The sequence below is a fragment of the Pseudomonas moraviensis genome (assembly GCF_900105805.1).
In the GTDB taxonomy this organism is placed as follows: domain Bacteria; phylum Pseudomonadota; class Gammaproteobacteria; order Pseudomonadales; family Pseudomonadaceae; genus Aquipseudomonas; species Aquipseudomonas moraviensis_A.
In genome coordinates this window covers 2,186,271-2,211,809 of sequence record NZ_LT629788.1, presented here as the reverse complement: position 1 = coordinate 2,211,809, position 25,539 = coordinate 2,186,271, and the positions used below count along the sequence as shown (strand labels likewise).

Sequence of the window (25,539 nt, the reverse complement as noted above, 5' to 3'; positions counted from 1 at the left end):
TTTTTCCGCTCAGCGCACCTTCAGTTCGATGCGATACAGGCGTCCGAGCAACAACGAGTAGGAGAGCGTGCCGATCAGCGCCACGCCGCCGATGAACCAGAAGGCATAGGCGAAGGTGCCGGTGGCGTGGACGATGGCGCCGATCACGATCGGCGTGACGATGCCGCCGATGTTCGCCGCCAGGCTGGTGATGCCGCCGGTGAGGCCGATCAGCTCTTTCGGCGCTACTTCCGAGACCGCCGCCCAGGACGATGACGCGATGCCTTGGGCGAAGAAGGCGATGGTCAGCACGGCGATGCAGATCAGGTTGGAGTCGGTGAAATTCACCAGCACGATCGACATGCCCAGCATCGAACCGACCACCAGCGGCAGCTTGCGCGCAAACGACATCGAGTAGCCGCGACGGATCAACAGGTCGGAAACGATGCCAGCCAGCAGAATTCCCACCGTCGCACCGACGAAGGGCAGTACGGCGAAGATCCCGGCCTTGATCATGGTCAATTTGCGTTCTTCGATCAGGTAAGTCGGGAACCAGGTGAGGAAGAAATACAGCGCCGAGGTGCTGGCGAATTTGCCGATGCAGATCGCCCAGATCTGCCGATAGCTGAACAACTCGGCAATCTGTCGCCAGTTGAAACGGGTGCGTTCCTGACTGCTCTTGACCAGACCGCCGCCGGTTTCGATGTACTTCAATTCTTCCTGGCTGACTTTTTTGCAGTTCAGCGGATCGCGATACAGGTACAGCCACAGCACACCGAAGACAATGCCGAGTGCGCCGGTGCTGTAGAACACGTGGCGCCAGTCGAAGGTGGTCGCCAGCCACAGCAGCGCGCCGGTGAACAGCGCCGTGCCGAGGTACTGGCCGCACACGTAGATGCTGCTGGCCAGCCCGCGTTCCCGCGCCGGAAACCACACCGTTACGGCGCGGCTGTTGGCCGGGAAGGCCGGGGCTTCCATGGCGCCGACCGCCAGACGCAGGCCGAACAGCGAAGCAAAACCGGTGGCGAAGCCTTGGCAAACGGTGACGGTCGACCAACTGATCAGCGATACGCCGTAGGTGAAGCGCGAACCAAACCGGTCGGCGATGAACCCGGCCGGCACCAGTGCCAAGGCATAGGTCCAGGCGAAGGCGGAAAAGATCAGGCCCATTTCGATCTTGTCCAGGCCCAGGTCCTTGGCCATGAACGGCGCGGCAATCGAGATGTTCACCCGGTCGATGTAATTGATGATCGTCGCAATCAGCAGCAGCGAAAGCATGAACCAGCGCCGCCGGGTGGGCAGGCGCTGCGACGAGACGGCATCGCGTGCGCCGTCAATCACCGGCGGCACCGTGGCACTGGAAGAGTGGGAGTTGGACATGCGGAGACCTCGTTATTGTTAGAAGAGTCGAGATTTTTCGAGCAGCCGACGCCGTTGCCCGCAACGTGTGGGGCAAGGCGATCGAACGGCTTGCAGCGCGGGTTTCAGACGTTCAGGAACGTCTTTCTGCGATTGACTTGAAGGGGAGGTCGGGCGGGGCGGCGAGGGGGAACAGCAGGATCATGACGTGCGCACCTTTGATTGTTTTTGAAAGAGGTTGGGCTGCGTTGTCATTACAGTGGTCGTACAACGGTTCTAAATCAACCGGCGGGTTAGAACGTTTTTTCTTCAAAAATGGGGATTGGGCGAACCTGTCCAAAAAGATAAATACGATTTGTCTTGATAAAAAGGATCACGTAGTCATCTTAAGCGCCTGACTAATAACGGTTATAAGAATTTTGATAGCAATTCAGTTTTTGGACAGGTGCGTCGCGAGGCTTGTCTCATAAAAGCCATTGTCATCGTATGACTCATTGCCGCTGACCGCTCAACCCTGCAAGATGACAGGCGCCACCTCACTGCCCGGAGGACCTCACGCCCATGTCTTCACCCAGCCGTATTCCGACCTACGTCATGCAGCAGCGCAGCGAATTGACCGATTTCTACATTCGCGACAAAAAGGGTCGGCGCGCTGAAACCGCGCCTCACCGGCACGAGTACTTCCAGATCCAGATCAACCTCGGTGGCGACACCGTGCAGCACATCGGCAGCGTGCAGCGGCCGTTCCCGCGCAACACCCTGGCGTTCATCCTGCCCCATCGCGTGCATGTAATTCCGCATCCCGAGGACAGCAATTTCATCGTCATCAACTTTTCCCAGACGTTCCTCTTGCCGCATTTGCAATGCGACCCGATGGATCTGGAAGAAGTGTCGATCCTGCTGGCGCCGGAGCTGTCGCCGTTCCGCTTTCAGGAGCATCTGGATTTCATTCTGGGCGATGAGGATTTCGCTCAGGTCTGCGGCCTGATCGAGCAGATGCGTGCACTCGATGAGAACCGTCAGTTCGGCACGCGGGAAATGCTCAAGGGGCTGTTGCTGCAGATGATTGGCAGCGTGTGTTTTCTCTATGCCGAACCGCTCAAGCGTCTGGCGGAAGAGAATGCCGCCGAGAACAGCCGTCGCGACGCCCTGAGCCGGATGTTCGAATATTTGCGGAAGAACATCGCCGATCCTGATCTCAACCTGATCAAAGTCGCCGCTGCGACCTATCTGTCACCGACCTACCTGACGCACTGGCTGCGCAAGGAGATCGGCAAGACGTTCACCGAGCTGGTGCTGGAGCGGCGCATGCACGCAGCGCGCAATTTTTTGCTCAACAGCACGCGCTCGGTGGGCGAGGTGGCGCGCTTGTGCGGGTTCGCCGACGAGGCCTATTTCTCCCGACGTTTTCGCCAGATTCATGGCCAGCCGCCGGGGCAGTTCCGTCGGCGCCAGCTCAACCCGGACACGCCGCAGACACCATTGAACACTTAGAGCGGCGCTCAGACCCACTTGAAGCGCGCAGGGAAGCGCGCGACGAAACAGGTGCCTGCTTTGCTGTCGGAGGTGACGGTCAAAGTGCCGTTGTGCGCATTGGCAATTTGCCCGGCAATGTACAAGCCCAGCCCCAGCCCTTCGTTGCGCTGACCCGCTTCGGAACGCGAGAACGGTTCGAACAGCAGCGGCATCAGCGCCGGCGGAATCGGCGCGCCCTGGTTGGTCAGGGAAATGACCATCTCGTCGCCCTCGGCATACGCCTTGAGCACGATCGGCTCGGCCGTGGAGCCATGGGTCACGGCGTTGCCCAGCAGGTTCGACAACAGCTGGCTGATGCGCAGCGGGTCGCAATAGACCCCGGTCGGCACTTCAAGCGAATCAATGAACTGCGCCTGCGGGTACGCCACCTGGATCTCGTCCAGGGTCTGGCGCAGCGTTTGCTGCAAGTCATCGACCAGTTTGCGCTGCACCGGAATTCCGCTGCCGAGCCGGCCCCGAGCGAAGTCGAGAATGTTTTCGATCAACACGCCCATGCGTACCGAGCTGGTGCGGATCGCCGACAGCAGCGTGCGCGAGCGCTTGTCCTCGGCCTTGCTTTCGAGCAGGTCGGCACTCATGCGAATGGCGCTCAGTGGCGTGCGCAAATCGTGGCCCAGCACCGCAATGAATTGCTCGCGCAGACGGCCCATCTCGTTGGCATCGGCCAGGGCGGTTCTGGTCGCGTGCAGATGACCTTGGGTATCCAGGCTCATGGCGATCAGTTGGGCGAAGAGGGTAAGGGTCTTTTCGATGGCCGGGTCGTCGAGGTTCGCCGGAACCGAATCAATGGCGCAGAGTGTGCCAAAAAACTCGCCATTGGCCTTGATGATAGGAATCGAAATGTAGCTTTCCAGACCATAGGTTTTCGGCGTGTGGTGCGTGGAGAAAACCGGGTGCTGGCTGGCATGGCCGAAGATCACCGGCTGATGGTGCTGACGGATCTCATGACAAATCGTCGATTCCAGTACCAGTTCGCCGCCGGGCAACAGGCCGAAGTCTATCGAGTCATCCACGGCGCAAGCGATCCACTTGCTCTCGGTGACCCGCGCTACAGCGGCGAAGCGCATGCCGGTCGTATGCTTGACCATGCTCAGGATCACCGGCACAGCGTCAATGCTGCCGATGGCTTGGAGGTCGGAAGAGAAATCTGTCTGGGGCATGGCCGGCGCTTCGCGAAAGTGTCGCCAGAGACTATCGGTTATTGCCGGCCATGCCTAATGAACGTGCAAAAAAGGGCGCCGGGAAAACTCCCGGCGCCTGTCGGCTGCGTGCTGAGCCTGTCGACTCAGAACTTGTACTTGGCCGTCATCATGTAGCTGCGCGGCGTGCCGTAGTTGTCGGTCGAGCCCCACGTCACGTCAGTACCGATGGACGAGTAGTACTTGCGATCGAAGATGTTGTTGGCGTTGACCTGCAGGTCGAGGTGTTTGTTGACCTCGTAGCCGGCCATCAGATCGGTGACCGCGTAGCCACCCTGTTCCAGGCGATAGCTGCTGCCGTTGGCCAGGGCGATATCGTTGTACATGCGGCTCTGCCAGTAGACGTTGCCGCCCACCCGCAGTTTTTCCAGCGGGCCTTTGAAGCGGTACACGGTGGAGACCTTGAACAGGTGCTCGGGCATGTCGGTGTCGAACTTCTGGTTGTTGTTCGCCGGGTTTTCGTCCTTGATGTAGTGGGCGCGGGTATAGGTGTAGCCGGCGCCGACTTGCCATTGCTCGGTCAGCGCACCTTGCAGTTCCATGTCCACGCCCTGGGCGCGAACCTTGCCGGAGGTTTCGTAGCAGGTCAGTTCCGGGCAGCCGAGCTGGGTCGCCGCCTGGGTGGCGCGGTTGGTCTGGTCCATCTGGAACACCGCCACGCTGCCGTTCAGAGCGCCGTCGAAATATTCGCCCTTGATGCCGACTTCGTAGTTTTCACCGACGATCGGCTCAAGCACTTTGCCGCCGAGGTCTTTCTGGGTTTGCGGGGTGAAGATGTCGGTGTAGCTGGCGTAGACCGAGTGATGGTCGTCGAGCTTGTAGATCAGGCCCGCATAACGGGTCAGGTTGCGGGTGACCTTGAAGTCGCCATCGGCCGAGCGATCGTCGTAGTCATACCAGTCCAGACGACTGCCGAGGATCAGCGTCAGCGGATCGGCCAGGCTCAAGCGCGTAGTCAGGTAAACCGCGTCCTGGGTGGTGACGTTGCGCGACTTGCCGCTGCGCACGAAGTCAGGCTTGGGCGCGCCGATCGGCAGGCCTGTGTCGTAGGGCGAGTATTCCTTGGTGGTGGCGTCGTAGACACGATTGCTCGCGCCGACCACTAACTCATGTGTACGGCCGAACGCTTCGAACGGGCCGCTGGCAAAACCGTCGAACGCGCGTTGCTTGTCGGTGTGGTGCGATTGGTAGGCGGTGGTTTCCAGCGGGCCGTCGTAGCGCGACAGGTATGTGCCGGAGAATTCGCCCTCGAGCGTTGAAGTCGAACCGCCGAGGTGCAGTTTCCAGTCGTTGTCGAACCGGTGTTCGACTTCACCGAACACGGTGTCGACCTGCAGCTTGCGGTTTTCCCAATCGGTGCCCGGGTAAGTGGAGCGGGGCAAGTCGAGGTGATGACCGTTTTCACCGATCGGCAGGCCACCCCAGAAATAGTTGGTCTGGTCGTTCTGCCGCGAGAAGCCGAGGGTCGCGGTGGTGCTGTCGCTCAGGTCCGCTTCACCGATGGCATAGAACAGCCCGTGATCGTTTTCTTCCTTGTCGCGGAAACTGTCGGCGCCCTGATACGACGTCACCACACGGCCACGCAGCGTGCCGCTTTCGTTCAGCGGGCTGGAGGCATCGACTTCGCCACGGTAGTCATCCCAGCTGCCGGCGGCGCCAGTGAGGGTCACGCGCTGATCGGCGGTAGGACGCTTGCGCACCATGTTGATCGCTGCCGACGGGTTGCCGGCACCGGTGACCAGACCCGTCGCACCACGGACGATTTCCACCCGGTCGAACATCGCCAGGTTCGGCTGCACCGCCAGGGTGAACGGCGAATACGAGCTGGGCAGGCCGTCGTACATGATGTTGTCGATGTCGAAACCGCGCGCCTTGTAAGTCTGCCGACCCGGGCCGCTGGCCTCGCTGAGGAACAGCCCCGGCGTGCCACGCACCACGTCGTTGACGCTGGTCATGTTCTGGTCGTCCATGCGCTGGCGAGTGATCACCGTCACCGCCTGCGGCGTTTCACGCATGGTCAGCGACAGCTTGGTCGCCGTCTGCATCGGACCGGTGGTGTAGGACTGTGTGTCTTCGGTGGTGCTGCTCATCTGCGTGGCGCCGATTTCGGTCGCTTGCAGTTCCAGCGGGCCATTGGCTGGCACGGTGGAGGCGGCTTCTTCGGCGAGGGCAGGTGCGATGCTGACCATGCCGATGGCGATTGCGAGGAGGTTAGGTGAAAGGTTCGAACGGCGGTGGATGGTGTGAAACGACATCTATCTGCTTCCCCAAGATGACCCAAACGAAACTGATGCGAGTGCATGTAAGAATTATTCGCATTAGTATGTAGGAGGTTTCCGGAGGAATAAACCCGTACGGTTCAGTTAGTTAATGATTTTTTCACAATTGGATTTGATCGCTTCCGCAAACAAATGTGGGAGCGAGCCTGCTCGCGAAGGCGGTGTATCAATCAACAGATGCGTTGTCTGACACTCCGCTTTCGCGAGCAGGCTCGCTCCCACAGGGTTATGCAGTTTTTTTGGAATCAGTCCAGATCCTTCGCCCCATGCCGCTCCGGCACCTGACTGTCTTCATCACCCCACGTGCGGTTCACCCGTTGTCCACGTACGACCGCCGGGCGCTTGGCGATGTCTTCCGCCCAGCGCTGTACATGGGTGTACTCATGGGCAGCGAGGAACTCCGCCGCTGAGTAGACGTTGTTGCGCACCAGTTGCCCGTACCACGGCCATACGGCGATGTCGGCGATGGTGTAGTCGTCACCGGCCAGATAGGCGTTGTCGGCGAGACGGCGGTTGAGCACATCCAGCTGCCGTTTGGCTTCCATGGTGAAGCGATTGATCGGGTATTCGAGCTTCTCTGGCGCGTAAGCGTAGAAATGCCCGAAGCCACCGCCCAGGTACGGCGCCGAGCCCATTTGCCAGAACAGCCAGTTGAGGGTTTCGGTACGACCGGCCGGATCCTTGGGCAGGAAGGCACCGAACTTTTCCGCGAGATACAGCAGGATCGAGCCGGACTCGAACACCCGGATCGGCGGCTCGACACTGCGATCCAGCAGCGCCGGAATCTTCGAGTTCGGGTTGATTTCGACAAAACCGCTGGAGAACTGATCGCCTTCGCCAATCCGGATCAGCCACGCGTCGTACTCGGCCTCGCTGTGCCCGAGCGCGAGCAACTCTTCGAGCAGGATGGTGACTTTGACGCCGTTGGGCGTGGCCAGCGAATACAGCTGCAAAGGATGCTTGCCGACCGGCAGCTCTTTGTCATGGGTCGGCCCGGCGATCGGGCGGTTGATGCTGGCGAAGTGGCCGCCGGAAGGCGCTTCTTGTTTCCAGACCTTGGGCGGAACGTAAGACGCATTGCTCATGAAACGGACCTCGTCGATGCTGGGAGAGAACAGGTAGACACCGTAGGGAAAAATTCCGGCGGGTGCCAGCCCCACAGATTTATCTGCCAACCCAAATCCCCTGTAGGAGTGAGCCTGCTCGCGATAGCGGTGTATCAGGTAGAGAAGTAATGACTGACACACCGCATCGCGAGCAGGCTCACTCCTACAGGGTTATGTGGTGAATCATCAAATCCAATACTGTCCAACCGCACCCCCGACTCCCTGCACCGGATCTGTCTCAGGAAACGCCAGCCCCTCGATCCGCGCCAACTGCGCATCACTCGGCGCCTCCCGGCAAATATCTGCCTGCTGCCCCGGCGGATACGCGCCCACCACCAGAAAATCCTCACTCGAACCCAGATTGCAGTGGCCAGTCCCGGCCGGCAGCAACAACACATCCCCGGCGCTGACGTCGACGACCTGCCCATTCGGCCCGCCCAGCATCAACCGCGCCTGACCCGCCGCCACGCCAAGCACTTCGTGGCCTTCGGTGTGGTAGTGGTGATAGTCATAAATTCCGTAGCGCCACTGCGCTGGCCAGCCGTTGGCGCCGAACATCTGCTCGAAACGCGCTGCGGAATCGTCGCCCTTGATGGTGATCGCGTGGCGATAGATCAGCACCGGCAGACGCGGATTGTTCGGCACCCAGTCATTGCGTTCGAGCAGCAAGGTTTGTACTTCAGTCATGGCGAATCCTCCTTCGATCATTTTTCAATCGACCGCAGGGCAGGGTGCTCGCCTCAAAAAATCATTGCTGCGTAAACACGGGGCCAAAGTCCATGCCCGGACAATCCAGCGAAACTTCACCGCGAAGCGGGCTGTCCAGACCCTTACATGTCCATGCAGCAGCAAATGGCGAGGGTCAAGATGACGAAGACAGTAGGTGATTTTCTGGTGGAACGGCTCAGCGAATGGGGCGTGACGCGAATTTTTGGCTATCCGGGCGATGGCATTAACGGCGTCTTCGGCGCCATGAGCCGGGCCAAAGGCAAGATCGAATTCGTCCAGGCACGGCACGAGGAAATGGCTGCGTTCATGGCCTCGGCCCATGCCAAGTTCACCGGCGAGCTGGGCGTGTGTATTGCCACCTCCGGCCCCGGCGCTTCGCACCTGATCACCGGCCTCTACGATGCGCGCATGGACCACATGCCGGTGCTGGCCATCGTCGGGCAGCAGGCGCGCACGGCGCTGGGCAGTCATTACCAGCAGGAACTGGACCTGGTGTCGATGTTCAAGGATGTCGCCGGCGCATTCGTGCAGCAGGCCTCGGCGCCGTCGCAGGTGCGCCATCTGCTCGATCGCGCGGTGCGAACTGCCGTCGGCGAGCGCCGCGTCACCGCGCTGATCCTGCCCAATGACTTGCAGGATCTGCCCTACGAACAACCGGCGCGCGCCCATGGCACAGCGCATTCCGGCGTCGGTTACAGCAAGCCGAAAGTCGTGCCTTATGAAAGCGATCTGCAACGCGCCGCCGAAGTGCTCAACAGTGGCGAGAAAGTTGCGATTCTGGTCGGTGCCGGCGCGCTGGAGGCGACTGATCAAGTGATCGCCGTGGCGGAAAAACTCGGCGCCGGTGTGGCCAAAGCGCTGCTGGGCAAAGCGGCGTTGCCCGACGAATTGCAGTGGGTGACCGGCAGCATCGGCCTGCTCGGCACCGAGCCCAGCTACAAGCTGATGAGCGAGTGCGACACCTTGTTGATGATCGGTTCGGGCTTCCCGTATTCCGAATTTCTGCCCAAGGAAGGCCAGGCGCGCGGCGTGCAGATCGATTTGCAACCGGACATGCTCAGCCTGCGTTATCCGATGGAGGTCAATCTGGTCGGTGATTCAGCGGAAACCCTCGCTGCGTTGCTGCCGCTGCTGGAACAGAAAACCTCAAGCAAATGGCGCAAGAAGATCGAAGGCTGGCGCGGCAGTTGGGAGAAAACCCTGGAGAGACGCGCCATGGCCAAGGCCGATCCGGTCAACCCGCAACGGGTGGTCTACGAGCTGTCACCGCGCTTGCCTGAGCAGGCAATCATCACCAGCGATTCCGGCTCCTGCGCCAACTGGTACGCCCGCGACCTGAAAATCCGCCGGGGCATGAAATGCTCGTTGTCCGGTGGCCTGGCCTCGATGGGGGCTGCGGTGCCGTATGCGATCGCGGCGAAATTCGCCTTTCCCGAGCGCCCGGTGATTGCCCTTGTCGGCGACGGCGCGATGCAGATGAACAACATGGCCGAGCTGATCACCGTCGCCAAATACTGGCGGCAGTGGCAGAGCCCGAAATGGATCTGCGCGGTGTTCAACAACGAAGACCTCAATCAGGTCACTTGGGAGCAGCGAGTGATGGAGGGCGATCCCAAGTTTGAAGCGTCGCAGAGCATTCCCGACGTGCCGTATCACTTATTCGCGATTTCCATTGGCCTCAAGGGCATCTTCGTTGATCGCGAAGAAGACGTGGCGGCTGCGTGGGAGCAGGCGCTCGCCTCGGAAGTGCCGGTGCTGATCGAGTTCAAGACGGACCCGAACGTGCCGCCGCTGCCACCGCACATCAAGCTTGAGCAAGCGAAGAAATTCGCCACGACCCTGCTCAAGGGTGATCCGGACGAGGCCGGGGTGATCATGCAAACCGCCAAGCAGGTGCTTGGTTCCGTGTTGCCCGGCAAAAAATGACGGTGGGCGCTTGAACGAGCCTGTAATGTTCATCGGTTGTGCCGGCTGGAGCCTCGGTCGCGAGCACTGGCCGGCATTTCCTGCCGAGGGCACGCACTTGCAACGCTACGCCGCGCGCTGCAACTGTGTGGAGATCAACAGCTCGTTCTACCGCCCGCATCGACGCCAGACCTACGAGCGCTGGGCCGACTCAGTGCCACCGGACTTTCGCTTCGCCGTCAAAGTGCCGAAGCTCATCACCCATGAGCAACGGCTGGCGGACAGCGTGGCCGCGCTTGATGAGTTTCTCGGCCAGTGCGAAGGCTTGGGTGATCGACTCGGCTGCCTGCTGGTGCAACTGCCACCGAAACTGGCGTTCGATGCGCCGGTGGCCGAGGCTTTCTTCCGCGCCTTGCGCGAGCGTTTTCAAGGCAGCGTGGTGCTGGAACCGCGACACGAATCATGGACTGACGCTGAGGCACTGCTGGTGGAGCTGCAGATTGCCCAGGCAGCGGTCGATCCGTCACGGATCAGCACCGACACCGCGCCGGGCGGCTGGCAGGGCCTGCAGTATTGGCGCTTGCATGGCTCGCCGCGGATTTATCACAGCGCTTATGACGCGGCTTGTCTGCGGCAGCTTGTTCAGACCCTGCAGAGTGCGAAAGCCGAAGGCAGAGACATCTGGTGCATCTTCGACAACACCGCCAGCGGCGCGGCCACGGCAGATGCGCTGGCTTTGAAGGCGTTGATCGAAGGCCGTTCACGCTGAAACAGCGACGCTTTCGCCACCCACACAAACCATCCGGCTACAGGTAAACTCCGCGCACTTTTTCAAGGAGTTCACATGAGTTACTACCAGCCGGGCATTCTCGCCACCCCTGTTCCTGCGCAAGCACGTCATCTGTTTTTCGCTCTGGCGTCGGTGGAAGCCTTGCCGCAAGCGATCGACAACCTGCTGATGCTGGTGGATGGCAAGTCGGCAGTGGTGGGCTTTGGTGAGTCGTTGACCAAGGCGCTGAACGTTGAGATCGCTGGCCTGCGCAGCTTCCCGGCCCTGACCGGCGTCGGCGTGGACAACCCGTCGACCCAGCATGCGTTGTGGGTCTGGTTGCACGGTGTCGACCGGGGTGAATTGCTCAATCGCAGCAATGCCATCGAAGCCGCGCTGGCCCCGGCCTTGCGCCTGGTGCAGATGCAGGAAGCCTTCCGCCACATGGAAGGCCACGACCTCACCGGTTACGAAGACGGCACGGAAAACCCCCATGACGACGCCGCTGTCGCCGCCGCGTTGCTGAGCACCGGCGCTGATGGGCTGGTCGGAGGCAGTTTCGCCGCGATCCAGCAGTGGCAGCACGATCTCAAGAGCTTTCATCGCCTCACTGCTGGCGCCAAGGACGACATCATGGGGCGTCGCCTGAGCGATAACGAAGAAATCGACGACGCGCCGATCTCCGCCCACGTCAAACGCACCGCCCAGGAAAGCTTCGCCCCGGAAGCTTTCGTGGTGCGCCGCTCGATGCCATGGATCGAAGGCGACCGCGCCGGTTTGATGTTCCTCGCTTTCGGTTTTTCCCTCGATGCCTTCGAAGCACAACTGCGGCGCATGAGCGGTCTGGAAGACGGAATCGCCGATGGCCTGTACCAGATCAGCCGACCGATCACCGGCGGCTACTACTGGTGCCCGCCGCTCGTGGACGGACGCCTTGATCTGCGTGCGCTGCGCATCGGCTGAGGATTGAGCAAAAGGGTAACGTCAAAAGATCGCAGCCTTCGGCAGTTCCTACAGGGCAATCGCATTCAATCTGTAGGAGCTGCCGAAGGCTGCGATCTTTTGCATCTCTAGGGCGAATCTAAGGTTATGCCCAAACAATATTTCTCAAGCTTGTCATAACGTCTCTAAGATCACGTCATAACTCGTTATGACAAGTGATTCCGTGATGACCGACAACGTTCTCTCCCTCAGTAGCGTTCCGCTGCACACCCAGTTGCGCGATGTCCTGCGTGCGCGAATTCTCGATGGCGAATACCCGCAAGATAGTCAGATGCCTTCTGAAAGCGAGCTCGGTGCACTGTTCAAAGTCAGCCGCATCACCGTGCGCCAGGCCCTGGGCGATCTGCAAAAGGAAGGGCTGATCTTCAAGATCCATGGCAAGGGCACCTTCGTCGCCAAGCCGAAAACCTTTCAAAACGTCAGCAGCCTGCAAGGCCTTGCCGAGTCGATGACCGGGCGCGGCTACGAGGTGATCAACCGCCTGCGCAGCTTCAAATTCATCGCCGCTGACAAACGTGTTGCCGAGCGTCTGCAGGTGGCCGAAGGCGAGATCGTCGCGCAGATCAAGCGCGTACGGCTGATCAACCGCGAGCCGATCTCGCTGGAAATCACCTACCTGCCCAAAGCGCTCGGCGAGCGGCTGGAGAAGGCGGATCTGGTGACTCGCGACATCTTTCTGATCCTGGAAAACGACTGTGGCATCGCCCTCGGCCACGCCGATCTGGCCATCGACGCGGTGCTGGCCGATAGCGACCTGACCCAGGCACTCAACGTTGAAGCCGGCTCGCCGATCATGCGCATCGAGCGTTTGACCCACGACGCCCAGGGCCAGCCGCTGGACTTCGAACACCTTTATTACCGTGGCGATGCGTTCCAGTACCGCCTGCGGATCGACCGGCAGAAAGGGGAGCAGGCATGACCCGCAACGTTCTAGAACAGGAATACGACATCGTCGTGATTGGCGGTGGTACGGCCGGGCCGATGGCGGCGATCAAGGCCAAAGAGAAGAACCGCGATTTGCGCGTGTTGCTGGTCGACAAGGCCAACGTCAAACGCAGCGGCGCGATCAGCATGGGCATGGACGGCCTGAACAACGCGATCATCCCGGGGCATTCGACGCCGGAGCAGTACACCAAGGAAATAACCATCGCCAATGACGGCATCGTCAATCAGGCGGCGGTTTACGCCTACGCCACCCACAGTTTCGAAACCATCGAGCAGCTCGACCGTTGGGGGGTGAAGTTCGAGAAGGACGAAACCGGCGACTACGCGGTGAAAAAGGTCCACCACATGGGCGCCTATGTGTTGCCGATGCCGGAAGGGCACGACATCAAGAAGGTCCTGTATCGGCAGTTGAAACGCGCACGGGTGAGCATCACCAATCGTCTGGTCTGCACGCGTTTGCTGACTGACGAGGAGGGCGCGGTCAACGGTGTCATGGGCTTCGACTGCCGCACCGCCGACTTCCATGTGATCAAGGCCAAAGCGGTGATTCTTGCCTGCGGCGCGGCCGGACGCCTCGGTCTGCCTTCGTCGGGCTACCTGATGGGCACTTACGAAAACCCGACCAATGCGGGTGACGGCTACGCGATGGCCTATCACGCCGGCGCCGAACTGGCGAACCTCGAGTGCTTCCAGATCAACCCGCTGATCAAGGATTACAACGGCCCGGCCTGCGCCTACGTCACCGGCCCGCTGGGTGGCTACACCGCCAACAACAAGGGCGAACGCTTCATCGAGTGCGACTACTGGAGCGGGCAGATGATGTGGGAATTCCATCAGGAACTGGAAAGCGGCAACGGCCCGGTGTTTCTCAAGCTCGATCACCTGGCCGAGGAAACCATCCAGAACATCGAGGAAATCCTGCACAGCAACGAGCGCCCGAGCCGTGGCCAGTTCCACGCCAATCGTGGCACCGACTACCGCACGCAGATGGTCGAAATGCATATTTCGGAAATCGGTTTCTGTAGCGGTCACTCGGCGTCCGGCGTGTGGGTCAACGAGCGTGCCGAGACGTCGGTGAAGGGCTTGTACTCGGCCGGCGACATGGCTGCGGTGCCGCACAACTACATGCTTGGCGCGTTCACTTACGGCTGGTTCGCCGGGCACAACGCCGCGGAGTTTGTCGCCGACCGCGAGTTTTCCGCACTGGACGCCGAGCAGATCGCCAGGGAAAAAGCCCGGGTCTACGCGCCGCTCGATCGCGCAGAAGGCCTGCCGCCGGCGCAGGTCGAGTACAAGCTGCGGCGCTTCGTCAACGACTACCTGCAACCGCCGAAAGTGACCAGGAAGATGCAGATTGGTCTGCAACGTTTCAGCGACATCGAACGCGATCTCGAGCAGATGAAAGCCAACAACGCTCATGAATTGATGCGCGCGATGGAAACCAGCGTGATCCGCGACTGCGCCGAAATGGCCGCCCGCGCGTCGTTGTTCCGCGCCGAAAGCCGCTGGGGCCTGTACCACTATCGCGTCGACCATCCGCAACGCAACGATGCCGAATGGTTCTGCCATTGCCATCTGAAGAAGGGCGAGGACGGCCGCATGCGCAGTTTCAAGAAAGCTGTCGAGCCTTACATCATCCCGCTCGACGCCGAGGAAATGCAGGCCTACGACCGCCTGCGGGTCGGCGCTTTCGCCGCTTGAAGCATCATTTTTCAGAGAGTCCGAACCATGGCTTATCAAGCTCAGGAAATCTTCTTCCGCTCCAACGCCCCGGTCACCGTGGACGAGGACAAATGCATCGCCGAAAAGGGCTGCACCGTGTGTGTCGACGTCTGCCCGATGGACCTGCTGGCGATCAACCCGGCCACGCAAAAGGCCTACATGGCCTTCGATGAATGCTGGTACTGCATGCCGTGCGAGAAGGATTGCCCGACGGGGGCCGTCAAAGTCGAAATCCCCTATCTCCTGCGTTGAAACGCTTTCCCCTGTAGGAGTGAGCCTGCTCGCGATAGCGGTGGGTCAGATGTAGATGTGTTAGCTGACACACCGCTATCGCGAGCAGGCTCACTCCTACATTTGGAACTGTGACAAACCAAAGCCATCCGGAAACCCCGGACGCTCGATTCACCGAAAACCCCTCGTTTCCCACCGCGCCCTGATCGCGGCGGAGACGAATCTCAAACCAATGATTCGAGGGGAAACACTCATGTTGCGTGCAGCACTTGCCGGTCTGGTACTGGCTTCGTTGACCTTGTCGGCCTCGGCCGAAACCATCCGCATCGCCATCGGCACTCAGGACACCACCATCAACTGCGCCGCCGGCGGCCTGTTGATCCGTGAACTCGGTCTGCTGGAAAAATACCTGCCCCACGACGGCGCCTACAAAGACGCGAAGTACGACGTGCAGTGGAAGAACTTCACCAGTGGCGCGCCGCTGACCAACGAGATGGTCGCGGGCAAACTCGACTTCGGCGCCATGGCTGATTTCCCCGGTGCGTTCAATGGTGTGGCGTTCGAAACGGCGGGCAAGCACAGCCTGTTCATCAGCGTGCTGTCGGGCAGCATCAAGGGCAGCGGCAACGGCATCGTCGTGCCGAGCGCCTCGGCCGTGCAGAGCCTGAGTGAACTCAAGGGCAAGACCATTTCCGTGCCATTCGCCTCGACGGCCCACGGCATGTTGCTGCGCGCCGTGGCAGAGCAGGGCTGGGACCCGCTCAAGGATGTCAACATCATCGCCCAGCCACCGGAAGTCGCCGGCTCCGCCCTGCAAGCCGGGAAGATCGATGCACACGCCGATTTCGTGCCGTTCGCCGAACTGTTCCCGAGCCGTGGTTTCGCCCGCAAGATCTACGACGGCGCCCAGGCCAACGCGCCGACCTTCCATGGCGCGCTGGTGGATCAGGCCTATGCGAAAAAGTACCCGGAAATTGTCGTCGCCTACCTGCGCGCCAGCATCGAAGCCAATCAACTGCTCGCCGCCGAGCCGGAGAAGTACAGCGAGCTGATCGCCAAAGTCACCGGCGTCGATGCCGAGGTCAACTACCTGTTCCACGGCCCGCTGGGCGTGCAGACCCGCGACCTGAGCTGGAAACCTGAATATCGTCAGGCCGTCGGCACCGCCATCGACACGTTGAAGCTGCTGAAGAAAGCCGATCGCGGGCTTGATCTGAATACTTTCATCGACGACCAGTACATCCGCGCCGCTTTCAAGGCCTCGAACCTCGATTACACCGCGCAACTGGCCAACTACGCGCAGACGCCTTTACCGGGTGTGGATGCGGCGACGGGCAAGGCCATCACCGACGTTAGCCATGTCGCTGAGATCTGGGTGCGCGGTGAGGAAAAAGTCCGCCGTTACGGCTCGGCTGAATCGGCGTTCACCGCCCTGGCTGCGCTCAAGCAGGAGGGCAAGAACATTCGTGCGGTGTATGCGCAGGCCAGTGACAGCGGGATCAAGTTGCTCGCTGAACAAGCCTGGTTTGCCAGCGATGCCAAGGGCCGCCTCAGCGCATTTCTGCTCAAGGGCCAGGCCCAGCAATACGCCACGGCGCAGGGCGGCAAGGTGTTCGATTTCAGCGATGCCACTGCGCAAGCCGTCGCTGCGCGCTGAAGATCAAAAGCCCCTCACCCTAACCCTCTCCCAGAGGGAGAGGGGGCTGAACGGGTTGTTGGTGGGAGATACGCCGACGTGAAATATCGAGTCGAACTCAGGTTTTGAAACCACGCAAATCGGCTCCCTTTCCCCCTCGCCCCCTTGGGGGCGGTCCGACGTTTCGGGAGGGCTGGGGTGAGGGGGTAGATTTCAGCCATCACACAGATCCGCAAGCGGAAATGCCACTCATGAAAACACTACGCTGGGCACCAAGAATCAGCTCCCTGTTGCTCTGCCTGCTCTTCTGGCAACTCGCCGCCAGCCATCACTGGAACCTCGGCCTGGTGACCTTCGCCAACGTGCCGACGCCACTGGCGGTGATCGAAGCCGCGCTGGGCCTGGGCGACTCCGGCAAACTCTGGCAGCACTTGAGCAGCAGTCTCGGTCGCGTCTTTGCCGGCTACCTCGTCGCATTGCTGATCGGCATCGCTCTGGGGCTGGCCATCGGTCGTTCGAAGTGGGCCGAAGACATCCTGCTGCCGCCACTGGAAGTCCTCCGCCCGATCCCCGCCGTAGCCTGGATTCCGCTGGCGATCCTGATGTTTCCGTCCTCGGAGTTGTCGATGGTCTTCATCACTTTCACCGGCGCGCTGTTCCCGATCCTGCTCAACACCGTGCACGGCGTCGAAGGCGTCGATCCACGTCTGATTGCCTCGGCGAAGAGCCTCGGAGCAGGGCGCGGGGCGATTCTGCTGGAAGTGATCCTGCCGGGCGCTGCGCCGAGCATCATCACTGGCCTGGCGATCGGCATGGGCACTTCGTGGTTCTGTCTGGTGACGGCGGAAATGATCTCCGGGCAGTTCGGTATCGGTTATTACACCTGGGAGTCCTACACCATTCAGAACTACGCCGACATTGTCGTCGGCATGCTCCTGATCGGCGTGTTGGGCATGGGCAGCAGTTGGCTGATCAAACGCCTGGGCGGCTTGTTCACGCCCTGGCATCGACCGCGAGGCAAAGCCTGATGAGCGTGATGCAAACCCCGGAAGGGCGGATCGACATCCGCCAGTTGTCCATCGTCCTCGGCCAGGGCCGCGAAGCCTTCGAAGCAGTGCAGGGCCTCGATTGCCAGATCGAACCCGGTCAGTTCGTCTGCATCCTCGGCCCGTCCGGTTGCGGCAAGTCGACCTTGCTCGGCGCCCTGGCGGGCCACTTGAATGCCAGGACCGGCAGCCTGAAAGTCGACGGCAGTGAAGTGGCCGGCCCGTCACCGCAGCGCGGCATGGTGTTCCAGCATCACACGCTGTTCCCGTGGCGCACGGTGCGCGACAACGTCGCCTTCGGCCTGAAGATGCGCGGCGTCGGCAAGGCTGAGCGGCATCGCGCCGCTGACGACATGCTCAAGCTGGTTGGGCTCGAAGACTTTGCCGAACGCTGGCCGGATCAGCTCTCTGGAGGCATGCAGCAACGGGTCGAGATCGCCCGGGTGCTGGTCAATCGCCCGCGTCTGTTGCTCATGGACGAGCCGTTTGGTGCGCTGGATGCGCTGACCCGCTTGAACATGCAGGAATTGCTGCTGGACATCTGGACGCGCATCCGCACCACCGTGGTCTTCGTTACCCACGACATCGACGAGGCGCTGTTTCTTGCCGATCGCTTGCTGGTGATGAGCGCGCGACCGGGGCGGATCATCGAAGACTTGCGTCTGGACTTTCCACGCCCGCGCACCAGTGAACTGGTGACCAGTCCCGAGTTCGCCCGCCTCAAACGCCACTGCCTCGACCTGCTGCGCCACGACAACGACCGACCGCTGCCGCGCCTCAATCCGCTCGGTCTGCCTCCTGAAAACCCTTTGCCGCGATTTGCCCTATGACATCTATTTTTGCTGTGACCGATAACGAAGACATCCTCGCCCTGCAACCGCGCCTGACGGCGGAAGACGCCGGCGTGCGGCGCATTGCCCTGATTGATCTGGCCGATCTCGAAGAACCGGATGGCTTGCTCTGGCTGGTCGATCGACTACGCCAGGATCCTGCTGAGGATGTTCGGGCTGAAGCTGCACGATTGCTTGAAGCGTGGGAAGACGAAGCGGTCGTGCACGCCTTGTGCGAAGCGCTGACGGATCCGTCGCCCGCCGTACAGTCGGCGGCCGCGCAGAGTCTGAGCCTGCTCAAGACTGCAGCGGCAGGGCGGGTGATTCTGCCGTGGAGCGCCCATGCCGACGTCAGTGTGCGTATCGCTGCATTTCGGGCGTTACGAGAATTGCGCTTCGCCGAGGCCGCGCCGGCTGCCCTCGCAGCGTTGGGTGATGCCGATGCCAGTGTCCGTCGTGAAGCGGTCGGGGTACTCGGCTGGCTCAAACAGCTCGACGCACTGCCAGCCTTGGCCTGCCTGGCCAGCGACGATCCGGACACCGAAGTGCGTCGCGCCGCCACCGGTGCGCTCGGTCTGGCCAGCGGCGTCGATGTGCTGCCGGCGCTGCGCCAGGCCTTGCATGATCATGCCTGGCAAGTACGCGAAGAAGCCGCGACCACGCTGGGCAAGGTCGGCCACAGCGACGCCGGCCCGGCTTTGGTCGAAGCGCTGAGCGATGACTATTGGCAAGTGCGGCTGCGCGCCACCCGCAGCCTCGGTCGACTGCGCTTCGTCCCGGCGCTGGACGCGCTGATTGATACTCTCGGCCACCGCATCAGCAACCTGCGCAAAGAGGCCGCGCTGGCTCTTGGAGAGTTGAACGAACGCGGCGCCGTGGCCGCGTTGCAGGCAGCGCAGGACGACGGCGACCCGGAAGTGCGCAAAGCCGTGCGCATCGCATTGAGTCAGTTGCAATGAACCCGTTGTCGGTGGGCAACTCGCAGAGTGCGCGCACGTTGCGGCTGAGTTGGCCGGACGGGCGCGCATCGTTGCTCAAGCACGCCGATCTGCGCCGGCAATGCCCGTGCTCGCAATGCCGCGCGTTTCGCCTGCGCGGCATCACGCCGCTGGTTGATGATCGCGTACGCCTGATCGAACTCAACCCGCAGGGGTATGGCGTGCAACTGGTGTTCAGCGATGGGCATCAACGCGGGATTTACCCGTGGGAGTATCTGGCGCAGCTTGATTCTTCGCCTCCCCGCATTCTTACAGAGACATGAGGATTCTGTAGGAGCTGACGAGTGAAACGAGGCTGCGATCTTTTGACTTTGACTTTGACTTTTAAAAGCAAGATCAAAAGATCGCAGCCTTCGGCAGCTCCTACGCCGACTGGCGGTTCTTGTCATAAAATTCCCGCAGGAGTACAAATGTACTCCATGACAAACCTGACTCCCCGCCGTACCGCCATTCTGACCTTTATCCGCGATCGCATCGCCGAGCACGGTCAGCCCCCAAGCCTCGCTGAAATCAGCGAGGCGTTTGGTTTTGCCTCGCGCAGCGTGGCGCGCAAGCATGTGCTGGCGCTCACCGAAGCCGGTTTCATCGAGGTCAATCCGCATCAGGCCCGCGGCATTCGCCTGCTGGGGCAACCGCCGCGTCCGGAGCTGCTGGAGATCCCCGTGCTCGGTCGCGTGGCCGCCGGTGCGCCGATTGGCGCCGATGCCGACATCCATAACCGTTTGCTGCTCGACCCGGCACTGTTCTCCCGCACCCCGGATTACATGCTGCGGGTGCAGGGCGACTCGATGATCGAAGACGGCATCCTCGACGGCGATCTGGTCGGGGTGCGGCGCAATCCCGAAGCGCTCAACGGCCAGATCGTCGTTGCGCGTCTTGACGGTGAAGTGACCATCAAACGCTTCGAACGGGTCGCAAATGAAGTGCGCCTGTTGCCACGCAACCCGGCTTATCAGCCGATCGTTGTGCGTGCTGATCAGGATCTGGCCATCGAAGGCGTGTTCTGTGGCCTGGTGAGGCAAGGCTGATGGGCGCCGTCGTTGCACTGGATACGCTGTTCAATGGCGGCCAGGTCTGGCGCGGCCGGCCTGCGCCACCGGCGGCGAGCCCGCAGCCGACCGGGCATGCTGCTCTGGACGCGGCCCTGCCCAGCGGCGGCTGGCCGGAAGCGGCGCTGAGCGAAATCCTCCTCGCCGGCCCCGGTGTCGGTGAACTGCAACTGGTCTGGCCGACCCTGGCGCGATTGTCGGCGGCGGGTGAACGCATCGTGCTGGTGGCACCGCCATTTGTGCCGTACCCGCAGGCCTGGGCCAATGCCGGGGTTGATCTGCGCCAGTTGTCGGTGATTCAGGCCAGCGAACGCGATGCCTTGTGGGCGGCGGAGCAGTGCTTGCGCTCGGGCAGTTGCGGCGCAGTGCTGTGCTGGCCGAACAAGGCCGATGACCGAGCGCTGCGGCGTTTGCAGGTGGCGGCGGAAACCGGCCAGACCCTGGCCTTTGCCTGGCGCCCGTTGAGCGAAGCGGTCAACCCCTCACCGGCAGCGTTACGGATTGCCATCGATGCCAGACCGGCGCAGTTACGGGTGCTCAAGTGCCGTGGCGGGCTGGCGCGTGCGGCGCCGATTGCCTTTGCCGTGGGGCACTGATCGTCATGCGCTGGGTATGTATTCTGTTTCCGCAATTGGCCCTCGACGCCGTGCTGCGTCAGCGGCCCGATCCTGATGAGCCGTTGGTGCTGCTCAGCGGCCCGGCCCAGCGCAGGGTGCTGCAAGCGGTGAATCCGGCGGCGCGTAAACTCGGCCTGCGCCCTGGCATGTCGATGACTGCCGCGCAAGCCATGTGCAAAGGCTTTGCCACCGCCGATTACGAGGTAGCCGAGGTCGAACACTGGCAGCAGTTTCTTGCTGCGTGGGCCTATCGCTTCAGCGCGCAGGTCAGCGTGCATTACCCACGCACCGTGGTGTTCGAGATTGAATCGAGCCTCGGCCTGTTCGGCACCTGGCCGCAATTCGAAGCTCGCCTGCGCCAAGAGTTGCAAGACCTCGGCTTTCGGCACCGTATCGTCGCGGCGCCGAACCCGGTGGCCGCGCGGGTGCTGGCCAATGCTTACGATGGCCTGGTGGTGCCGGACGGCGAAGCCTTGCAGCATCACCTCGGGCAATTGCCTGTCGACCGTGTCGGCCTGGAACCCAATGTCGCTACGGCGTTGTCGCGCATGGGCCTGCGCAATCTCAGTCAGGTACAAAGCCTGCCACGTCAGGCACTGGCCCGACGTTTCGAGGCGCAGATGCTCAAACACCTCGACACGCTGTTCGGCGCACGCCCTCTGGCGCTGGCGTTCTATCTGCCGCCAGACCGTTTCGATATCCGCATCGAACTGAATTTCGACGTGCAATCCCATCAGGCCTTGCTGTTTCCGTTACGACGCCTGACCGGCGATCTGTCGGCATTCCTTTGCGGGCGCGACAGTGGCGTGCAGCGTTTCGATTTGCATCTGGAACACGCAGGGCTGCCGGATACGGTGATCAAGGTCGGTCTGCTCAGTGCCGAACGTGATGCGGCAATGCTCTTCGAGTTGGCCCGTGGGCGACTCGAACACGTGCAGGTCGAGGCGCCGGTACGGGGTTTTCGCTTGCGCGCCGAAGACCTGCCGAGTTTCGTTCCGCAGTATCAGGAGCTGTTCGACGACCGCCCGCAGCAGACTTTGCCCTGGGAACAATTGCGCGAACGCCTGCGCGCACGGCTGGGTGATGATGCCGTGCAGGGGTTGCGCTTTCAGGCCGATCATCGCCCCGAGTGCGCATGGCAGAACGCCGTCGATAAACAGCCTTGCACAGGTTTGCCCAGCGTCCAGCGTCCCGGCTGGCTGCTCAACGAACTGCAAAGCGTGCCGGAAGGTTCGGCGCGGATTCTCATGGGGCCGGAACGCATCGAATCCGGTTGGTGGGACGGTGGCGACGTGCGGCGTGATTATTACCTGATCCAGAACCGCGCCGGTCAACAAGGCTGGGCCTGGCGCGCCGTGGGTGAGGGCGGTCCGCTGTGGCTGCAGGGCTGGTTCGCATGAACGCCGGATATGCCGAACTGCATTGCCTGTCGAACTTCAGTTTCCAGCGTGGTGCCTCGAGTGCACTGGAGCTGTTTCAACGGGCGAAAAAGCAGGGTTATCAGGCGCTGGCGATCACCGATGAATGCACCCTGGCCGGGATCGTCCGCGCATGGCAAGCGGCAAAGTCCGTCGAATTGCCGCTGATCATCGGCAGCGAGATGCGCATCGACAACGGACCGAAACTGGTGCTGCTGGTGGAGAACCTTGCCGGTTATCAGGCCCTGTGCGGTTTGATCACCCGCGCCCGGCGACGTACGCAGAAAGGCCAGTATCAGGTACTGCGTGAAGACTTCGACCAAGCGCTGCCGGGGTTGCTGGTGGTGTGGGTGCCGGATTCGGTGGATGACCGGGAAGAAGGACGCTGGCTGAAACAGACTTTCGGCGAACGCCTGTGGCTGGCGGTGCAACTGCATTGCGGGCAGAACGACCAACAGCGGTTGGCGGCACTATCGGGGCTGGCGAATGAGCTGCAGATTCCAGCGCTGGCCAGCGGCGATGTGCACATGCACGCCCGGGGCCGCCGCGCCTTGCAGGACACCATGACCGCGATTCGTCATCACGTCCCGGTGGCCGAAGCGGGTTTGCGTCTGCACCCCAATGGCGAGCGGCATCTGCGCTGTCTTGATGTGCTACGCGAGTTGTATCCGCCGGACTTGCTCGAGGAATCGGTCAAACTGGCCCGACGCTGCACCTTCGATCTGAGCGAACTGCGCTATCAGTATCCGAAAGAACTGGTGCCCGAGGGCCACTGTGCCAGTTCCTGGTTGCGGCACCTGACCGAGGAGGGCATCGCCTGGCGCTGGCCGGAAGGGCCTCAGGCCAAGGTGCTCAAGCAGATTGACGACGAACTGCAACTGATCGCCGAACTCGGCTACGAAAGCTACTTCCTCACCGTGCACGATGTGGTGCGCTTTGCCCGCACGCAGAAAATCCTCTGCCAGGGCCGCGGTTCGGCAGCCAATTCGGCGGTGTGTTTTGCCCTGGGCATCACCGAGATCGATCCGGATCGCACCACGCTGCTGTTCGAGCGCTTCATGTCCAGGGAGCGCAACGAGCCGCCGGATATCGACGTCGATTTCGAGCACGAGCGCCGCGAAGAAGTCCTGCAATACGTGTTCAACCGTTACGGTCGGCGGCGCGCTGCGCTGACGGCGGTGGTCAGCACCTACCATGCCACCGGCGCCGTGCGCGATGTGGCCAAAGCTCTGGGCCTGCCGCCGGATCAAATCAATGCGCTGGCCGATTGCTGCGGCCGCTGGAGTGATGAAACGCCGCCGCTGGAGCGCTTGCGCGAGGGTGGCTTCGACCCGGACAGTCCGGTGCTGCGCCGGGTGTTGAGCCTGACCGGGCAACTGATCGGCTTCCCCCGGCACCTGTCGCAGCACCCTGGCGGTTTCGTGATTTCCGAGCAGCCGCTGGACACCTTGGTGCCGGTCGAAAACGCAGCCATGGCCGATCGCACCATCATCCAATGGGACAAGGACGACCTCGATGCGGTCGGCCTGCTCAAGGTGGATATCCTCGCCTTGGGCATGCTCAGTGCGATCCGTCGTTGTTTCGACCTGCTGCGCCGGCATCGCGAACTGGATCTGACGCTCGCGACGATCCCGCCCGAAGACAAACCGACCTACGCAATGATCAGCCGCGCCGATACCGTCGGCGTGTTCCAGATCGAGTCGCGCGCGCAGATGTCGATGCTGCCGCGCCTGAAACCGCAGACGTTCTACGATCTGGTGATCGAAGTGGCGATCGTCCGGCCGGGGCCGATTCAGGGCGGCATGGTGCATCCGTATCTGCGCCGGCGTAATAACGAAGAGGCGGAAACCTATCCGTCGCCGGCGCTCGAAGTCGTGCTGAAAAGAACCCTGGGCGTGCCGCTGTTTCAGGAGCAGGTCATGCAGATCGCCATCGTTGCTGCCGACTACAGCCCCGGCGAGGCCGATGAGCTGCGTCGTTCCATGGCTGCGTGGAAGCGCCATGGCGGACTGGAACCGCACAAGGAACGTCTGGCCGCCGGCATGAAAAAGAACGGCTACACCCCGGAATTCGCCGCGCAGATCTTCGAGCAGATCAAAGGCTTCGGCAGTTACGGCTTCCCCGAATCCCACGCCGCCAGTTTCGCCTTGCTGACCTACGCCAGTTGCTGGCTCAAATGCCACGAGCCGGCGGCGTTTGCCTGTGCGTTGATCAACAGTTGGCCGATGGGCTTTTACAGCCCTGATCAGATTCTGCAGGACGCGCGCCGGCACCAATTGCAGATCCGCCCGGTGGATGTGCGCGCCAGCGATTGGGATTGCAGCCTCGAGCCGCTGAGTGCCGGGCAACCGGCGATTCGCATGGGCCTGCGCATGATCAAAGGCTTTCGCGAAGAGGACGCCCGGCGCATTGAAAGCGCGCGCCGCCACGGAGCCTTTGCCGATGTCGCGGATCTGGGCGAACGCGCCGCCCTCGACAGTCGCGCGCAGGCCTTGCTGGCGGACTCCGGCGCCTTGCGCGGTCTGGCCGGGCACCGCCATCGTGCGCGCTGGGAGGTGGCCGGGGTGCAGAAGCAACTCGGCCTGTTCGCCGGACTGCCCAACGAAGAAGAAGACAAAATCGTCCTGCCCAAACCCAGCGTTGGCGAAGACCTGCATGCCGATTACGCCACGGTGGGCACCACACTGGGGCCGCATCCGCTGGCGTTATTGCGTGGCGAGTTGCAGGCGCGGCGCTGCCGCAGCTCGCGGGAATTGCTGGATACTGAACATGGGCGGCCCGTGAGCGTGGCCGGGCTGGTCACCGGCCGGCAGCGCCCCGGCACGGCCAGCGGGGTGACGTTCGTGACCCTGGAAGACGAGTTCGGCAACGTCAATGTGGTGGTCTGGCGTGATCTGGCCGAGCGTCAGCGACAGGTGCTGGTCGGTTCGCAATTGCTCAAGGTCGATGGCCGCTGGGAACGCGAAGGCGATGTGCGCCACCTGATCGCCGGGCGCATGAGCGACCTCAGCCCACTGCTCAATGGCATTCACGTGCAGAGCCGGGATTTCCACTGATTCCTGGCACCCAAGCCAAACCCCAACCCCCTTTAGGAGCGAGCCTGCTCGCGAAAGCGGTCAATCAGTCAGAGAGAATTTGCCTGATACGCCGCTTTCGCGAGCAGGCTCGCTCCCACAGTGGAACT

General features: G+C 61.8%; 21 protein-coding genes. 16 read left to right on the top strand and 5 right to left on the bottom strand.

Going from position 1 to position 25,539, the window contains the following annotated elements; genetic code table 11:
• Nucleotides 1-9 precede the first annotated feature (9 nt).
• On the bottom strand, nt 10-1,359 hold the full coding sequence (locus BLU71_RS09920; RefSeq protein ID WP_083352954.1) for an MFS transporter: 1,350 nt from the start codon (nt 1,357-1,359) through the stop codon (nt 10-12).
• 540 nt (nt 1,360-1,899) lie between these two features.
• On the opposite strand from BLU71_RS09920, the gene BLU71_RS09915 reads away from it, so the two are divergent.
• The gene (locus BLU71_RS09915) at nt 1,900-2,832 is read left to right on the top strand and encodes a helix-turn-helix transcriptional regulator (protein ID WP_039758730.1); all 933 of its coding nucleotides are present in this window, start codon (nt 1,900-1,902) and stop codon (nt 2,830-2,832) included.
• Between the two features lie 8 nt (nt 2,833-2,840).
• Here the strand turns inward: BLU71_RS09915 and BLU71_RS09910 are convergent, their stop codons facing one another.
• From BLU71_RS09910 to BLU71_RS09895, 4 genes are all read right to left on the bottom strand, one after another.
• The gene (locus BLU71_RS09910; RefSeq protein WP_083352953.1) at nt 2,841-4,034 is read right to left on the bottom strand and encodes a GAF domain-containing sensor histidine kinase; all 1,194 of its coding nucleotides are present in this window, start codon (nt 4,032-4,034) and stop codon (nt 2,841-2,843) included.
• A 125-nt stretch (nt 4,035-4,159) separates the two neighbouring features.
• Nucleotides 4,160-6,328 carry a TonB-dependent siderophore receptor gene (locus BLU71_RS09905; RefSeq protein ID WP_083352952.1) on the bottom strand — a complete coding sequence of 723 codons (2,169 nt, stop codon included), beginning with the start codon at nt 6,326-6,328 and terminating at the stop codon, nt 4,160-4,162.
• A 269-nt stretch (nt 6,329-6,597) separates the two neighbouring features.
• Nucleotides 6,598-7,437, bottom strand: a complete 840-nt coding sequence (yghU, locus tag BLU71_RS09900) for a glutathione-dependent disulfide-bond oxidoreductase (RefSeq protein WP_065617170.1) — start codon at nt 7,435-7,437, stop codon at nt 6,598-6,600.
• Between the two features lie 207 nt (nt 7,438-7,644).
• Complete coding sequence (locus tag BLU71_RS09895) at nt 7,645-8,145, bottom strand: cupin (RefSeq protein ID WP_083352951.1); 501 nt, start codon at nt 8,143-8,145, stop codon at nt 7,645-7,647.
• 180 nt (nt 8,146-8,325) lie between these two features.
• On the opposite strand from BLU71_RS09895, the gene BLU71_RS09890 reads away from it, so the two are divergent.
• The 15 genes from BLU71_RS09890 to BLU71_RS09820 all read left to right on the top strand — a co-directional run bounded on the left by BLU71_RS09890 (nt 8,326) and on the right by BLU71_RS09820 (nt 25,411).
• Nucleotides 8,326-10,113 carry a thiamine pyrophosphate-requiring protein gene (locus BLU71_RS09890; RefSeq protein ID WP_083354320.1) on the top strand — a complete coding sequence of 596 codons (1,788 nt, stop codon included), beginning with the start codon at nt 8,326-8,328 and terminating at the stop codon, nt 10,111-10,113.
• Between the two features lie 25 nt (nt 10,114-10,138).
• Nucleotides 10,139-10,861: a DUF72 domain-containing protein gene (locus BLU71_RS09885; RefSeq protein WP_083352950.1), complete on the top strand. Its 723-nt coding sequence runs from the start codon at nt 10,139-10,141 to the stop codon at nt 10,859-10,861.
• Between the two features lie 75 nt (nt 10,862-10,936).
• Nucleotides 10,937-11,824, top strand: a complete 888-nt coding sequence (locus BLU71_RS09880; RefSeq protein WP_083352949.1) for a Dyp-type peroxidase — start codon at nt 10,937-10,939, stop codon at nt 11,822-11,824.
• 205 nt (nt 11,825-12,029) lie between these two features.
• Nucleotides 12,030-12,782, top strand: a complete 753-nt coding sequence (locus BLU71_RS09875) for a GntR family transcriptional regulator (protein WP_064361813.1) — start codon at nt 12,030-12,032, stop codon at nt 12,780-12,782.
• The gene (locus tag BLU71_RS09870) at nt 12,779-14,509 is read left to right on the top strand and encodes a fumarate reductase/succinate dehydrogenase flavoprotein subunit (protein WP_083352948.1); all 1,731 of its coding nucleotides are present in this window, start codon (nt 12,779-12,781) and stop codon (nt 14,507-14,509) included. Before BLU71_RS09875 ends, BLU71_RS09870 begins: the two co-directional genes overlap by 4 nt.
• A 27-nt stretch (nt 14,510-14,536) precedes the next feature.
• The gene (locus tag BLU71_RS09865; protein WP_007959413.1) at nt 14,537-14,782 is read left to right on the top strand and encodes a 4Fe-4S dicluster domain-containing protein; all 246 of its coding nucleotides are present in this window, start codon (nt 14,537-14,539) and stop codon (nt 14,780-14,782) included.
• A gap of 211 nt (nt 14,783-14,993) precedes the next feature.
• On the top strand, nt 14,994-16,418 hold the full coding sequence (locus BLU71_RS09860) for an ABC transporter substrate-binding protein (protein ID WP_173867334.1): 1,425 nt from the start codon (nt 14,994-14,996) through the stop codon (nt 16,416-16,418).
• Between the two features lie 230 nt (nt 16,419-16,648).
• Nucleotides 16,649-17,425: an ABC transporter permease gene (locus tag BLU71_RS09855; protein WP_083352946.1), complete on the top strand. Its 777-nt coding sequence runs from the start codon at nt 16,649-16,651 to the stop codon at nt 17,423-17,425.
• Nucleotides 17,425-18,273, top strand: coding sequence for an ABC transporter ATP-binding protein (locus BLU71_RS09850; protein WP_083352945.1), 849 nt, complete (start codon nt 17,425-17,427; stop codon nt 18,271-18,273). The genes BLU71_RS09855 and BLU71_RS09850 overlap by 1 nt, the downstream gene beginning before the upstream one ends.
• Nucleotides 18,270-19,232 carry a HEAT repeat domain-containing protein gene (locus BLU71_RS09845; RefSeq protein ID WP_083352944.1) on the top strand — a complete coding sequence of 321 codons (963 nt, stop codon included), beginning with the start codon at nt 18,270-18,272 and terminating at the stop codon, nt 19,230-19,232. Before BLU71_RS09850 ends, BLU71_RS09845 begins: the two co-directional genes overlap by 4 nt.
• Nucleotides 19,229-19,534 carry a DUF971 domain-containing protein gene (locus tag BLU71_RS09840; protein WP_064361807.1) on the top strand — a complete coding sequence of 102 codons (306 nt, stop codon included), beginning with the start codon at nt 19,229-19,231 and terminating at the stop codon, nt 19,532-19,534. Before BLU71_RS09845 ends, BLU71_RS09840 begins: the two co-directional genes overlap by 4 nt.
• Nucleotides 19,535-19,681: 147 nt before the next feature.
• Nucleotides 19,682-20,299 carry a transcriptional repressor LexA gene (gene lexA, locus BLU71_RS09835; protein ID WP_083352943.1) on the top strand — a complete coding sequence of 206 codons (618 nt, stop codon included), beginning with the start codon at nt 19,682-19,684 and terminating at the stop codon, nt 20,297-20,299.
• Nucleotides 20,299-20,916 carry a translesion DNA synthesis-associated protein ImuA gene (gene imuA / locus BLU71_RS09830; protein ID WP_042610311.1) on the top strand — a complete coding sequence of 206 codons (618 nt, stop codon included), beginning with the start codon at nt 20,299-20,301 and terminating at the stop codon, nt 20,914-20,916. Before lexA ends, imuA begins: the two co-directional genes overlap by 1 nt.
• Nucleotides 20,917-20,921: 5 nt before the next feature.
• Nucleotides 20,922-22,337 (top strand): Y-family DNA polymerase, encoded by a 1,416-nt coding sequence (locus BLU71_RS09825; RefSeq protein WP_083352942.1) that lies wholly within the window; start codon nt 20,922-20,924, stop codon nt 22,335-22,337.
• On the top strand, nt 22,313-25,411 hold the full coding sequence (locus BLU71_RS09820; RefSeq protein ID WP_197680938.1) for an error-prone DNA polymerase: 3,099 nt from the start codon (nt 22,313-22,315) through the stop codon (nt 25,409-25,411). Before BLU71_RS09825 ends, BLU71_RS09820 begins: the two co-directional genes overlap by 25 nt.
• Nucleotides 25,412-25,539 lie beyond the last annotated feature (128 nt).